This is a genomic window from Psychrobacter pygoscelis (genome assembly GCF_004335015.1).
Classification (GTDB): Bacteria; Pseudomonadota; Gammaproteobacteria; order Pseudomonadales; family Moraxellaceae; genus Psychrobacter; species Psychrobacter pygoscelis.
Genome location: NZ_RQRU01000001.1, coordinates 718798 through 733505 on the forward strand (window position 1 = coordinate 718798; position 14708 = coordinate 733505).

The 14708-nt window shown below is 46.4% G+C and carries 10 protein-coding genes; 2 read left to right on the top strand and 8 right to left on the bottom strand.

Annotated elements, in window-relative coordinates:
- The first annotated feature begins 42 nt into the window (after positions 1–42).
- A complete protein-coding gene (locus EGV92_RS02840) occupies positions 43–1644 on the top strand; it encodes a porin family protein (RefSeq protein ID WP_131667686.1) in 1602 nt (533 codons plus the stop codon).
- A gap of 499 nt (positions 1645–2143) precedes the next feature.
- Here EGV92_RS02840 and EGV92_RS02845 read toward each other — a convergent pair whose 3' ends face one another.
- Positions 2144–2803, bottom strand: coding sequence for a histidine phosphatase family protein (locus EGV92_RS02845; protein ID WP_131667687.1), 660 nt, complete (start codon positions 2801–2803; stop codon positions 2144–2146).
- A 215-nt stretch (positions 2804–3018) separates the two neighbouring features.
- On the opposite strand from EGV92_RS02845, the gene EGV92_RS02850 reads away from it, so the two are divergent.
- Positions 3019–3315 carry a Y-family DNA polymerase gene (locus tag EGV92_RS02850; RefSeq protein ID WP_278248242.1) on the top strand — a complete coding sequence of 99 codons (297 nt, stop codon included), beginning with the start codon at positions 3019–3021 and terminating at the stop codon, positions 3313–3315.
- A 40-nt stretch (positions 3316–3355) separates the two neighbouring features.
- Here EGV92_RS02850 and EGV92_RS02855 read toward each other — a convergent pair whose 3' ends face one another.
- The 7 genes from EGV92_RS02855 to xdhB form a co-directional block, all read right to left on the bottom strand.
- A complete protein-coding gene (locus tag EGV92_RS02855) occupies positions 3356–3907 on the bottom strand; it encodes a condensin complex protein MksE (RefSeq protein WP_131667689.1) in 552 nt (183 codons plus the stop codon).
- Entirely contained in the window at positions 3900–5279 is a 1380-nt protein-coding gene (locus EGV92_RS02860; RefSeq protein ID WP_131667690.1) for a hypothetical protein, read from the bottom strand. Before EGV92_RS02860 ends, EGV92_RS02855 begins: the two co-directional genes overlap by 8 nt.
- Positions 5269–8337 (bottom strand): coiled-coil domain-containing protein, encoded by a 3069-nt coding sequence (locus tag EGV92_RS02865; RefSeq protein WP_131667691.1) that lies wholly within the window; start codon positions 8335–8337, stop codon positions 5269–5271. Before EGV92_RS02865 ends, EGV92_RS02860 begins: the two co-directional genes overlap by 11 nt.
- Positions 8330–9316, bottom strand: coding sequence for a hypothetical protein (locus tag EGV92_RS02870; protein ID WP_131667692.1), 987 nt, complete (start codon positions 9314–9316; stop codon positions 8330–8332). Before EGV92_RS02870 ends, EGV92_RS02865 begins: the two co-directional genes overlap by 8 nt.
- 204 nt (positions 9317–9520) lie before the next feature.
- A complete protein-coding gene (gene guaD / locus EGV92_RS02875; RefSeq protein ID WP_131667693.1) occupies positions 9521–10924 on the bottom strand; it encodes a guanine deaminase in 1404 nt (467 codons plus the stop codon).
- A 74-nt stretch (positions 10925–10998) separates the two neighbouring features.
- The gene (locus EGV92_RS02880; RefSeq protein WP_242678572.1) at positions 10999–12105 is read right to left on the bottom strand and encodes an XdhC family protein; all 1107 of its coding nucleotides are present in this window, start codon (positions 12103–12105) and stop codon (positions 10999–11001) included.
- Positions 12098–14644: a xanthine dehydrogenase molybdopterin binding subunit gene (xdhB, locus tag EGV92_RS02885; RefSeq protein ID WP_131667695.1), complete on the bottom strand. Its 2547-nt coding sequence runs from the start codon at positions 14642–14644 to the stop codon at positions 12098–12100. The genes EGV92_RS02880 and xdhB overlap by 8 nt, the downstream gene beginning before the upstream one ends.
- Positions 14645–14708 lie beyond the last annotated feature (64 nt).

Sequence of the window (14708 nt, forward strand, 5' to 3'; positions counted from 1 at the left end):
GCCTATAAAACCGTACTAGATGACAAATATAGGACCAATATCGTGACCATCCTGTGGCTGCCCCAAAATAATAACAAGACCAAGCGCACATACTTAAATATAGTGACCAACATAGTGCTGCTATTACCAATTGCTAGCCCTGCCAATGCTGAGATTAATGCCTCTGTCCCAGTAAAAACTAGTCCAATAGAAAATGGCATAGATCATATCGAACAACAACAACTACGCAACCAAAGCCAACAACTCGTACAGCAGCAGCAACAACAAATCATTGCCGAAACTGAAAGTCAAAATCCCACAACCAAAAATACGGTTACTGCCGAAACAACAGACCCGCAAATAGCAACGCGACAAATAGCTCCAGAGACTGCCATATTTATTGCCATTAACCAGCAAAACTGGACAGCACTAAGACAAATTGTCCAGCAATATCAACAGCTGGATAGTGCCAACCCAGATATACTGCTATTCGCTAATGCGGCTCTAAATGCCGCAAATGACAATATCCATACCGCCATTAGCCAGTATCAACAGCTATTAGCACATCAACCCGACTTTGTACGTGCAAGGCTGGATCTGGCTCGGCTATATTATCAAGACCGACTGCTGAACCAAGCCCAAGCTGAATTTGCACAACTTAAGCAAGTCCCAAATATTCCCCCAAGTGTACTCACTAACATCGATGCTTATCTGACAGCCATTAATAATCGCCAGCGTATTAATGGCACCTTTGCCATGACGCTCAGTTATGATGACAACATCAAAGACACCTCCACTTCTGATGCCAGCTACTGCTTTGCCTATGCGCCAGATGGCACCTGCCTTACCAGTGCTAGCTCTACTGAAAAACCTATCAAAGACAGCAGCATAGGCTATCAGATCAGTCTAAACCGTGACTGGCAGCTACAAGGGCATCATGGCATCGCAGCTAATGTATTAAGCTATGCTACCGCCTATCAGCATAACAAAAACGACGATAACAATACTGCCACCATCAATGCCAGCCTAGGCTATCGCTATGCCGATCACAATAGTGAGATCACCCTAGCACCTGTCATCGAATATCACCGTGAAAACCAGCAAAAACTCTATGACGCCAAAGGTATGCGCTTAGGCATCCAACAAACATTGTCAAAACACGGGGTACAAAAACTCATACCCACAGCTGGCGCACCAAGCTGGTCACTTGACCTAGAGAAGACCCGTTATCAATATGACAATGGCTATGAAAGTAACGACGGCGACCAGCTATCGGCTTTTGCTAGTCTAGCCATCCCTAGCTCCAGTCAGACCCAATGGGTACTATTGGGCGATTACATTGACCGAGATAACGTCTTTTCTGCCAATGCTTATCATCAAAAAGGTATCGGTATTGCCAGCTCTCACCGATGGGATAACGGTATCCAAACCACGCTTATCGCACGTCAGCGCTGGCGCAAGCACGATAGCTATAATGCCCTATTGCAAGCTAGACGTGAAGATAAGCAATATATTCTCTCTGCTAATATGCGCCTACCTAACTTTGCATGGCATGGCTTTGAGCCTAGTATTAGTTATCAATATCAGCGTAATGATAGCAATATTGATTGGCTCTATGATTATGACAGCTCAAAGCTAGGGTTAAAGCTGCAACGGGTGTTTTAAGGTCTGAATAAGACCCCGTAACAGCCCCTACTACTTATTCAGGAAAATTAATAACGACTTGTGAGCTATAGCCAATCCATCTCTCGCCAATAGCCTTTGACGTGATTCACCTGCCCCGATAATTGATGCTTCTCACGTAAGTATTTTTTAAACCACTTAGCTTTTTTAACCTCAATTCCTCCCCAAGCGTACTCTATAGATGCTTATAACAAAAACTTTGCCGGTATCGAACTAAATGATGAAACAGACTTATAAGTATTTGGCGTGGTCAAAATATCATTCGCGAAATCAAACGCGGCCAGCGTAGCCGTGACCGGAACCCTCAGTTATAAAGGTCGAGTAAAGCACATCGATACGCGGATACTTAAGCAGATGCTTGATATAACTTACCGATTAACCATTTAGTATTCGGTTAACTTAAAACTAAATTACTTAAATTACCTAGATAATCTAGCGGACGAGCTTCGATAAACGCTGCTAATTCATAAAGTAGCTTTAGTTAATGAAGGTCTGACGGCGCCGCCTCACAGGAGCGCACTTTGCTAATGGCCGGTGGGTGATTGTCCGTTAAGGTCAGCAAAAACACCTCACAATTTCGGGCTCGAATCGACATCTCAAACTGGCGAAATTTGCGCATATCGCTATTGCTCTCACCTGGCTGACCTAAAATCCGCCAAATCAACATACTCATCCATAGGCCGTGGGTAAAAACCACATGACTGCCCTCTTCTAGGGTCTTAAAATGCTCGAGTACGCTACCGACACGATTATAAAAATTCTTAAAGCTCTCGGCATCGTTACCCGTTAAGCTCTCAGGCTGATGGCTCAACCAATAGTCTTCAGCTATCTGTAGCCGCGTCTCAAGGCTGGTGCCCGCTATCTTATCAAAGCTCAAATAATCAAACTCTTCTAACCCGTCGATGACCTTAGGCTCAATACCTGTCTTTTGGACGATAGGCTGGGCTGTCAGATGAGTACGGACGAATTTAGAGACATGGATAGAGTTAATATCATCACCAAGGGTATCAGTCAACCAATCAGCGACCTCGCGGGCCTGACTGTGGCCTAAATCTGTCAGCTCAATTTGATGATTAGGCTGAGCTTCACCACCGGCATTAGAGGTGCTTTGACCATGTCTGATAAGATATATCTGTTTCATTTTTATCCTTATTATCAAGCGCCAAACTTTAATTCATAATGACTATGAAATAGCATACCGCAATCAAGCGGCTAAGATAAGAACTACTCCGTATAAAACCCACACGTCATTCATTATCGCCATAGACCCTCGTTCCTCTAGCTAATCTTAGTCACTCTGTTAGCCTAATATAGCAAGCGCCAATACAGTGAGGTTTAATTGTCTAACGGGCTGAGTTGGGCATCAAGATGGGCGCGCCCTACTTTCAAGTCGAAAATTTTTGCGCGGCCAATGGCGTCATGGTATTTAGCTCCAACTATGCCCTCTATGCCGATATGTCGCAGCGGGTGATGTCAACCTTAGAGACTTTATGCTCCATGGTCGAGGTGTACTCTATCGATGAGGCTTTTCTTTACCTAGCAGACTATCCTGCCGCCACGCAAGACCTAAAAGCCTACGGCGAAAAACTCAAAAAAATCGTCGAGATGTATACCGACATCCCCGTATCTGGTGTTGGCTCATTGATATCTTGATTGTGTTAATTTACCGGCCATAATTATAAGCCTATCCCGCTCAAATCTCAGCAGAAAACCCCGCCATAAGCTCATCATAAAAGGCTCGGCCAGCATCCGATAAAATAAAATGCCCCGTAATGGGATTTTCAAACATGATATGCCGCTCTATTAAAATCGACTTTACACTTTTAAATAAGTCCTCTCCCATATTGGCACGCTCTAGTATCTCTTTGGTCTGTGGCATACTTTGTATTTTATTAAATTCGGCTTGGCTTAGCCCGCCACTACTAGCGCTTAACTTCTCCAATCGATAATTATGCGTAGTCAGGTATTTGCCTATTAGTAGTAATAGACAATACGCTTTCATGGCAATGTCTGTTTTGCTAATGTCGTGCGCTTGACCTTTGATAATATAGACATAGTCAGCATTAGCGACTAGGCTAAAGCCGCTCATGGCATATTGATTTTTATAATCCCCTAAATTGTCCATGATTTCCGCGAAAAGAGGCTCGGGTTCAAACTCGCCATTTGATCCGAGGCGCTGGCGATTAATAATGCGACCATTCATCAAGTGATCGTATATCTTGACACTTTTTTGCATGTTAACCATGGTGCTTACCTTTTGCTGATGCCGTCTGATGATACTGTAGTCTGAGGTACTCTAAATAATATGTCTCATCTTCTAAACGCGCTCGCTGTCTGCTCTGAGTAATATTGTTTTTATTTAACAGTGGCAAATAAAACTCCAACCCGTACAAAGTATCTAGTAGCGTAAAGTCCGGTAACGTCGCGCGTAGATGGCTGTCGATTAACTCATGAATATCCTCGATACTCTCACCAGTAGGCAAGCAAGTGGTCAATTGCATAATTCTATTCTTACGCTGCTTTTGCTTATTATCTGGTGCTTCAGGCGCTTGAGAGATATCAACTTTTGGCTTAAGCGGTTGACGCCATATTTGCTCATAGTAGTTTTTAAACTGTAACATGCTCTTATCAGGATGCCGGTTAAAGCGGACAGAAAAGCTCTGCTTATGGGCACTTAAACCATCAAAACAGCGCATCTCAGCAATATCCTCAAGCTCAGGGGTCAAATACAAATTCTTGCGACCACCATGACGGAAAGCCACAAAGGTTTCCATCAGCTCATTAAAGCGCTGCTCAATTGCCATAAAGTAGCGACGCTCCTCAGACAGACTATATAGATAGGCCAGCAGTCGCTCAGATAACTCGCGAATGTCTTTATAGTACGAAGTGATCGCTGTCAGCTTATATTGAATCGCGATAGCTAAGGCCTCATTGCCATCGTCCCGATAATAATGGATTAAGTAATCGACCGCTTGCACGAAATTTAAACTATTTACCAATTGCAGGTCAGGATTAATAAACTCTAAACAAGGCTGAACATAGCGCTCATGAAGCTTTTGTGCGAGTTGATACAGCTCATTGACGTTATGTTTGCGCTCGCCACTGTCTAACAGCTGATACTGCTCGGCGACTTCATCTACTTTGTGGTGTAGGACCCTGATATTCTCTTTGATGGTGGTCAGGATTTGACTAATTAACTCCCAAAATAATTGTAAGTGCTCTTGGTAAGTGTCCGACCCTATCTCGCTACTGACAATATTAGTAGTAATGTCTAACATCTGCGTGCGCAGCGACTCAAACTTAGCCAAACTTAATTCTTTATTACGTGACACGTCTAAAAATATGAGCAAATCGTAGACGACTTTTGACAGTACTAGTGAGCCTTTTAGCTTGTCTCGATGGGTAAATATCCCGCCATCCAGCAAGCTTTGTAGGCTCAGTATCGTCTTAAGCGACGCGTCATCTTGGCTCAAGACCTTCTGATTATAAAAGCGCACATAATAGGCTTCGGGGAATTCTAGAGCGCCACCTTGACTGTTGATATAATCGATGAATTTAAAAAAGTCATTCTTAAATTTTAATACTGCCCCGATTAAGACATCACGATTAATCAACATTAGCTTGCCTCATAAGCCCGTCACTACTAAGCTTGTCACCATCGTCCTTATTACCTTCCGTCATCTTACTGGTCTCATTAGCATCAGTGTCTTTAGCATCAGTATCTTTAGAAAGTGTCTTATTAACAACGGTCTCACTAGACATGGGAAGTTCACTATCTATATCGGGCTGCTTGCCCCAATAGTTAATGGCCTCAGGCATAATATTTAGTACACAGTCAGCAACCTGCGGTGCGTGCTCTAGGACATTGTAGTCGACATGCACCCAACGCTTGACCGACTGGCATACTGAGGTGCGTTGGGTGGGCGTGGCACAAAATGCTGAAAACCCATGCTGACCAATACAATCAATGATGGTCTTGGTATTGCTGTCGTCAAGGTCACCGATTTCATCAATGATAATGGGCATCTTAAAGGAGCTATTGGGCATAAAGATACGCCCTAGCAAAATGGCAATGATAGAGGCGGTAATCGTGCTGGTCGTGCCCCCTGACTGTGACTTATCCGTCGTGGTGCCATCGGGCTTTTGATACTCAAAGCTAATTTTACTAATAATATCTCGCATCTTGAGCAGGCCAGTGCGCTTATTGGCATGCTTATCGACATAGCTGATGAGCGACTGATAAAACTCAGGGCCCATCAGTTTGGTTTGGGTGACATCATAGCTCTGATAGAGCTTATACACATGGTTAAAGTCGGCATGTCGGTGCAGCTTTAGGCGAACTTGGTCGAGATTAGAGATTTTATGCGAGTTAATCTCTTTGTTAATAGTGGCGATGCTGTCGGTCAATAACTGATGGGCATCGGCAATCTCTTTGAGTTGGTTACTGATAATATTATTATGCTCAGAGATTTGTTTGCTCTGCATACTTTGTTGGTAGTCGAGTGTAGTAAAGCTGGTATTGTAAGCCTCTACTACCTCACCCAGCTGGGCTAAGTCTTGAATCACCGTAAAAGCATCAATGCGCTCATTTGGTACGTCTTTGATAAAACTTTCAATCATGACTTTGATATCCGCACGTTCAGTAATAAGGCTGTCCGCTTGCCGAGTTAACTCATGCATGATCTCGTCACTTAGCGTTAAGCCATCGCCTGCATGCTCGGCCTCATACTCTGTAGTTAACCTACGAATATCCGCTTCACTATAATACGGCTTGCCCGTGGCTTTGGCGATTCTGCTAAGACCTGTCTCATAAAACTCAAACTTACTGCTGCGCTCCTCTAACTGCACTTTTTGCGCCCGCGCCATTTGCAAGCGCTGACCGGCTTGTTGCTTCTGCTCTTCAATAGCTCTACGCTGATCTACGACGTCTTGCTGCGCTTTAGTTTGCTCAGCCAGCTTGTCCCGGTGCGCACCAATATCTATTTGAGCAACGTCATAGCGTTTTAGCGCCTCAATATGGCTAGCCAAGGTCGCTACTTGTGTATCAATGATAGCCAGACGCTGTCGTCGTGATTCGCCGCTGCCGTCAGCGATAGTGACATTGAGCGCTTTAATCTGCTCATCTGTTTCAGCTATTTTATCCTTAAGCCCTTTAATCTCTAGGCGCAGTTGCTCTGCTTGCTGACTGGCGTTATAAGGACTAACGGGCGTGTTTGGCAGTACCGCTTGCGCAAATATTAGCTGCGGACTGTCCGTAGAAAACATATCGGCGAATGCCTGGATCGTACGCTGCTGCTCGTCTGTTATAGTGACTGCGATAGTGGCAAAATCTCTATTTAAGCTAACCAATACATCTGCCGTATGCGCAGGCAGTTGGTTTAATAAGAGACTATGCATATTGTCAGCTTTTGCTTGCTGCTTCAGCAAATGCTCTTGGTTTTGATTATTCTGGCGGATAAGCGCTGCCAACATCTGTGACGTCTGTTCGGCATTGCTTAATGCTTTTTGCTCAGCCATAAGCTGGTCTAATTTGCCCGTCAGCAAGCCACGTAAAACATCAGCATCCGTCTGTTGGTGCTCAGACAAGACCTGTTCGGCCGTCATTATCTGCTGATTAGTGGCGTTAATAGTAGCTTCAAGCTGAGTAAGGATACCTTCAAGTCTATTTTGCTGAGCTTGTAAGTCGTCGTATTGCGAACTTAGTTGCTGATGCTCACGCTGAGCTTCTATAAACGCCTTACTGGCTTGTTCATACTGGCTGCTATAGCTGTTTTTTTGCTGGGTGAGCTGATGCGACAAAATGGCGTAGCACTTGCCCAGCTGAGTACTTTGCTTATTTAGCGATTCAAATTTATTCTTGATATGTTCGTAGCGCTCTTTATTGTTGCTTAAGACCTGCAGCTCCTTGCCTTTTTTGACGAGCTGGTGGTACTTCTCTTCTAAGCTAACAAGGTCGGCGCTCATCTTCTCTTGCGGCCGACTGCGCTTCATCTCAACTAAGGTAGCGATGGCATCGGCCAACGAGTCACTCTCCCCCGTTCCCGCATCAAACGCCATCTGATAGATATTGCGAAAGGCATTGATCGCGTTTTTATTATTGTCCGACAGCGGCACGATGCAATAGCGACTGTCATCCCGCGCAAAGTTGTGATACATAAGCTCTACAAGGCGCTTGTCATCGTTGACGTGGATACCATTATGTTGCTTATTAAACGTCAGTAGCTTATTGATACTAATATCGTCGGCAAAGTTATGAGTATCACTATTCCAAAACAATGGCCTGACCGCCTCATAAGGGAGGGGTAAAAATACGCGATAATAACGGTAATTACCCGCTCGATACAGCACCACACAAGAGCTACCAAGATCATTTTCTATTTCCATCGCCAAAAATGAGCTATCAGACGGAAAATAGAATTCATAGGAATCTTCTTTTGAATAAGCGCCCGCCTTGCCCTTAAACTGAAATTTTTTATCACAGTAGGTAAAGTCTGTTTCGGGATACAGCATTAACTTTGTCGCGGCAAGGCTTGCCGTCTTGCCCGCATTATTCGCCCCAAATAGGGCTAAATGCTCGTCGAGCATAATCTCTGAGTACGCATGATTGGCAGAATTGACGAAGACTATTCGCTTTAAGGTAAAGTTGAGCGCAACATCTGCAAGCATGTCATTCATGTAAAAAGCTTTCCTGTTCTATAGTTTTAAAATTTTGGCTGATAACATGGCACACTGGCATTAACCCGTCATGACCCATACTAAGGGAGCGTACTTTTGCGACTGTCTCTGCCGCCACGCGGCGCGACACTTGCGCTATTCTATCGTGAATATCAGTGGGCATTAAAAATTGATAGGGCGTATCAGGCAATTGTTCTATAAGATTTTTGGCGATCGTCACACCGCCTAAATCGATATCAAAGCAAAAGTACAACTTACGATATTGAGATAGAAACTTCTGGTGCAAACGGTTGCTAATCTCATTACCCGCCGCAAAGATAATGTCATAGTTTGCACTATCAAATTCACATCGGTCATGCAGAAACTTTACAGTACGCTCCCCATGCAAAAATAGTTGCCGATTTTCTATTAATAAAGCTTCAGGCGCTGCGGCTGTTGGGGTATTTTTAGTTACTGGCAAAACGCTTTGCTTGAGAGAATTATCACCTGTAATAAAGTCGGTCTGAATCGCTGCTATCAACGCTGGCGGATAATAAAAATCACCCTCATCGTCAATCAGCACTACGATAGGATGAGAGGGGTTTTTCGTTGAGGTGTTTTGCAATGAAGTCTTTTTAGACGAGGTGTTTTGGGTCGAGGTGTTTTGGAAGCTAGCGGAGTTAGGTAACGGTCCCTCAATAGCGCGAATGACTAATAGATAAGAGCCCATTACCTTGTGCTGATGGCTTAGATTTTGCCGAGCGGCACTGATACGGTCATGACCAGATTGGCTAGTATAGCGCTTAAGCTCTCGGACTAACTCAGCTTGAATATGCGTCACTAAATAGCGGTCACCCTTTACCTTAGTCGCTGAAATATCCGTAACGTTAAAACGATGGTTCAGGTCAAGTTGTTCAATAAGCTTGATAAAACGAGGTAGATTAATTGGTGTATTATTATGAATATTATCTAAGAGTTTAGTCAATCCATTAGCACTCATCTGATAACCTGTCTTATGTTATTTTTGATTAATATACTAACTATATCAAGTAAATAAAGCCAAGATATAACTTTTAACGACGATAAATAAATTCTTTTTATATCATATAAATATTATAAATATAATGAGCTTCCCTATCGCGCTAACCCTCTCTCGAGCTAATAACTTCCCTTCCTATATGAAGGAGCAAGTGACATGAAATACTTACCTCTGATACCGACTCACCCCCGCAATCACCGTCTGTTCAATCACTCTATCATCGCCGAGCATCATCAGCACAAACAAGCGCTCCTCTAATGTCTTCGTATGATTCATGCGCCGCTCTAACAACGGCGTCGCTGCCGTATCGATAATCACGAAGTCCGCCTCTTTACCCGGCGTAAAGTTGCCCAGTTTATCGTCCAATAATAGCGATTGCGCGTTACCCAAAGTAATTTGATATAGCCCTTGATGTGCTGACAAAGTATTGCCCTGCAAATGCTGGACTTTATAAGCCTCAGACAAGGTAGTCAGCATCGACAGGCTTGTGCCCGCGCCGACATCGGTAGCGATACTCACGCCGGTGTAGCTTAAGGTCTTGGGCAAATCAAACAATCCACTGCCTAAGAATAGATTAGACGTGGGGCAATGGGCAATTTGCGTGCCCGTCTCGCGCAGTCGCTCGTACTCTGAAGTTTCCAGATAGATACCGTGCGCCAAGGTGGTTCGGCGGCCGAGCAGTCCCATGTCATCATAGACATCGAGATAGCCTTTATGGTTGGGGTACAGCTTATGAACGAAGGCGACCTCATCGCGGTTTTCTGCCAAATGCGTTTGCACATAGACGCTATCATAACTTTGATACAGCTCACCGGCGAGGCGCAGCTGCTCAGGTGTCGAGGTAATCGCAAAGCGCGGGGTGATGACCACATGCTGACGACCACGCCCATGCCAAGTGTCAATTAAATCTTGGGTATCACGAATACCTTGCTCAGCTGCGACGCACAGGTGCTCAGGGGCATTTTTATCCATCAGTACGTTACCGGTAATCATTCGGGTATTTAAGCGCTCGCTCTCGGAAAAGAACGCTTCAGCCGACTGTGGATGACTGGTTGAGAAGACCATGGCACTGGTGGTGCCATTGGCAAGCAGCTGATTTAAAAAGAACCGCGCCGTATCGTGTGCCACTTCAGGGTCGCCAAAATTGGCTTCGGTGACAAAGGTATAGTTATTGAGCCAATCAAGCAGCTGCTCGCCATACGCGGCAATCATATCGATTTGCGGATAGTGCACGTGGGTATCAATAAAGCCTGGCATGATGAGCTTATCTTTATAATCATGAACTTGCACCGGTTCAACGGGGTCTCTAGCTTTGGCATAGCGCGTTAATATAACCTCGCTAGTACCGTAAGCCACCACTTTACCGCTAGTATCATCAACGACTAAGGCTCCATCGGCGATATATTCAGGATAAATCTGTAGCCCAGCAGTGATTGGCAATAAAGTGACGCTTGTATCAATAACTGCTGTCTTGGCATGAGATTGCTGGGTCTCTAAATTAGAGCGACTATCAAATTCTGCTTGGGTCAAATAATGCAAAAGTTGGGCTTGGTAAATGTGCAGGGTCATACTTTAGTCTCGTTATTATTATCAATAGCTATCTAGGATGGGAGTAGCTGTTAGGTATTAGTTATAAAAGGAAATCAGTTTTGGTGATAATACTGCAAAATCTGTGCGGCGATGGAGACAGCAACTGCCATCGGTTCTTTACCGCCAATCTCGAGACCAACGGGCATAACTAACGGCTGTAACTCGTTGCCACTATAGCCGCGCTTGAGCAAACGCTCTTGAAAACGTTTGGCCTTGGTCGCTGACCCGATACAGCCAATATAAGGAATGGCCGTTGACAGGTTGTCACCCTGCTTTTTGTCGGCCCTATTAATATCGATAGCCGCGCGAACCAAATCAAAGTCGAGACTGTGGTCGTGTGTCATAATCAAGACGTAGCGGCCCTGACTGTGCGAGTGAACAAAATCTATCGGTTCATCGCTGACATGCGGGCGGATATGCGCAGGTAGGCAATAGCCCTGTTCGTCAGCGGATTCCGAATTCAATTGCGAAGCCGTTGCTGCAACCGTTTTCGCATCAATTAAAGATGGCTCTTGGTTAAGAGTAGACTCTTGGTTATCAGAGTCATTGCTACTTAGGCTATTTTCAGGCAATCCATGTTGGAGTAGGCTATTTTTAGAAAGTCTATAGCGGTCAAACATCTCTGACCGTGAGTCCACCCAATCAACCTGACAAGGTAGCTCGCTAAGTATGGTCATTAGCGCCCCTGCCACATGGCCTGCGCCAAATACCAAAAGGGACATCGGCGGCGTGATATTAAAGCACTCAAACATTACGGTGACGCTACCGCCACAGCACTGCCCAAGCTTTGCGCCTAGTGGATAATGCTTGCTATATACGGTCTCGCGGCGCACAGATTCAGCTTGGGCGCTCTCTTTTTGCACTGGCGATCTTTTAACTGGCGTATTTTTAGCGGCTATTGCCACCAACTCACCTGATAGCAACTGCCTCGCGGTTGCAATGACATCATGCTCAAGCCCGCCGCCACCTAAGGTGTCGCAAATAGCATTTTCTGTAATAACCATCTTTGCTTGTAGCGCTCGCGGGGCCGACCCATTGACCGCAACAATAGTTGCGAGCACGTGAGCGACGCCGCGCTGCTGATACTGGGCTAGCCCCTCATACCAACGTGTTGGGCGCTTGGGGGCAGTGGGTTGTGGGACTACTAACGAGTTATTCACTATGAGCAGGGCCTCGCGCGCCCGCGACGTTAGGCTCATCAACAGCTTCAGGCTGGTCATCGGTCAGCTTGCCGACCACCTCTGGCGGGTCAATATCTTGTGCATGACGGACTTGCTCTGGCATTTTGTTAGTAGCTGTGGACTCTGGTTTGTAGTCACTGTTTTCATCTATCTCCCATGCCTCGCCTTGCATGCGCATTACCGCTTTTAGGACGGCTTCGGGGGTAGCTGGCATAGTCAGTTCAGGGTTCTTTTTATAGCTACCTAAGCTTGCCACCGCATTATTAATGGCGCACCAGACACTGGCCGCCAGCATAAAGGGCGGCTCACCAACGGCTTTAGAGTTATAAATGGTCTGCTCGCTGTTTTTGCGCTCGAACAGTTTGACCTGCCACTGCTTAGGTAAGTCGTGCGCGGTAGGAATTTTATAATTGGCAGGGCTATTGGACGCAAGCTTGCCTGCATTGTCCCAAATAAGCTCTTCGGCGGTCAGCCAGCCCATCCCTTGAACGAAGCCGCCCTCGATTTGACCAATATCAATCGCCGGGTTGATCGACTGACCGACGTCATGCAGGATATCGCAGCGCAGCACTTGGTACTCACCGGTTAGCGTATCAATCTCGACCTCAGCACATGCCGCCCCTAGGGCAAAGTAAAAGAACGGTCGTCCCCAAGCTTTAGAGCGATCATAGAATATCTTAGGGGTTTTATAGTAGCCCGTAGACGATAGGCTAATGCGGTGCTGATAAGCCAATTGCACGAATTCCGCAAAGGTGAGGACCTCTTTATCACCGATGTAGACGTGATTGCGCTCAAAGCGAATGTCCTCTTCAGCTACGTCAAAATGATCAGTAGCAAATTCAAGCAAGCGCGCTTTAATGGTGAGACAAGCATTTTGCGCCGCTTTACCATTGATATCGGTGCCTGAAGAGGCGGCCGTTGGCGAGGTATTGGGCACTTTATCGGTGCGCGTGGCCGATATTTTCACTGTCTCTAGGTCAACATCAAACTCATTGGCGACGATTTGGGCGATTTTGACATGCAGCCCCTGCCCCATTTCAGTGCCACCATGGTTCAGATGGATACTGCCATCGGTATAAATATGCACCAGTGCCCCGGCTTGGTTTAGGGTTTGCACCGTAAAGGAGATACCAAATTTGACGGGGGTTAGCGCAATGCCGCGACGCTTATCATTACCTGTCGCTGCCGCTTGCTGATTGGCCTCGATGATAGCTTGGCGACGCTGGTCATAATCGCAGTCCTCCGCTAGCGTCGTCATAATCGTTGCTAAATCGAAATGCTCAATCGGCTGACCGTAATGGGTACTTTGCCCATTTTGATACAGGTTATTGAGGCGCACTTGCAGCGGGTCTTGACCTAAGGTATAGGCGATGTGGTCCATCATATACTCGGCGGTCATGAGTCCCTGCGGACCACCAAAACCGCGATACGCGGTGTTCGATACCGTATGGGTCTTGCAGCGGTGCCCCGCAATGTGCGCTGCCGGATAATAGTAGCCATTGTCACAGTGAAACATTGCCCTATCGACAATAGCATCGGATAAATCTGGCGCATAGCCGCACAGTCCGGCCAGCTGCATATCGACGCCGAGCACGCGGCCGGTGTCATCAATACCGACCTCATAACGATTGGCAAACTCGTGGCGCTTGCCCGTCACTACCATGTCGTCTTGACGGTCAAGGCGCATGCTAACGGGTACATTGCGCCGCTTGGCGACGATTCCGCAGAGACACGCCCACGCCGCAGCTTGAGTCTCTTTACCGCCAAAGCCGCCACCCATTCGGCGAACGATAGTATTGACCGCATGAAACGGCAGGTCAGTGACTTCAGCGACGAGCTGCTGCACTTCGCTCGGGTGCTGGGAGGAGGTATACACCTCAAGACCGCCATCATCACAGGGCACAACATACGCTACCTGACTCTCTAAATAGAAGTGCTCTTGGCCGCGCATATGGATATGACCTTGCAGCCGAATTGCGGCCGACTCGATAGCGGCAGCGGCATTACCAGACTTCATAAAATGGCTAGGCCGCACAAACAACTGCTGGTCAAGCGCCGCATCAATACTAAGCACCGCAGGCAGCGGCTCATATTCTACAATGGCCCTAAGCACTGCTTGCTTGGCGGCGCGGTGGCTGGTCGCAGCGACAACAAATAACGTCTGGCCCACATATTCCGTGACCGCATTAGCTGTATCGACCATGAGCGGCTCACCATCGAACACCGCCCCGATATCCGTCTGCGCAGGCAAGTCTGCAAAGGTCAGCACTTCGACCACACCCGCGCTTGCTTGCACCGCACTCAAATCCATGCTCAGTACTCTGGCATGCGCATGATTGCTTTTACCCACGGCCAGATGTAAGGTACTTTGCGGTTTTAAGATATCATCCACATAAGTCGCTGTGCCCATGACATGACTAATCGCGCTATCGTGCTTGGCTGAGGTGCCTATTTTGTTCTTAGGTGGCCGTACTCGGCGCACCTTATAGCTGTCAAATAACGAGGTTTCATGGCTCATGGTGGACTCTCTTTTTCTTTTTACAGTAAGAAGAATACCCCTCCCTTTTCCAAAAGAAGGATTG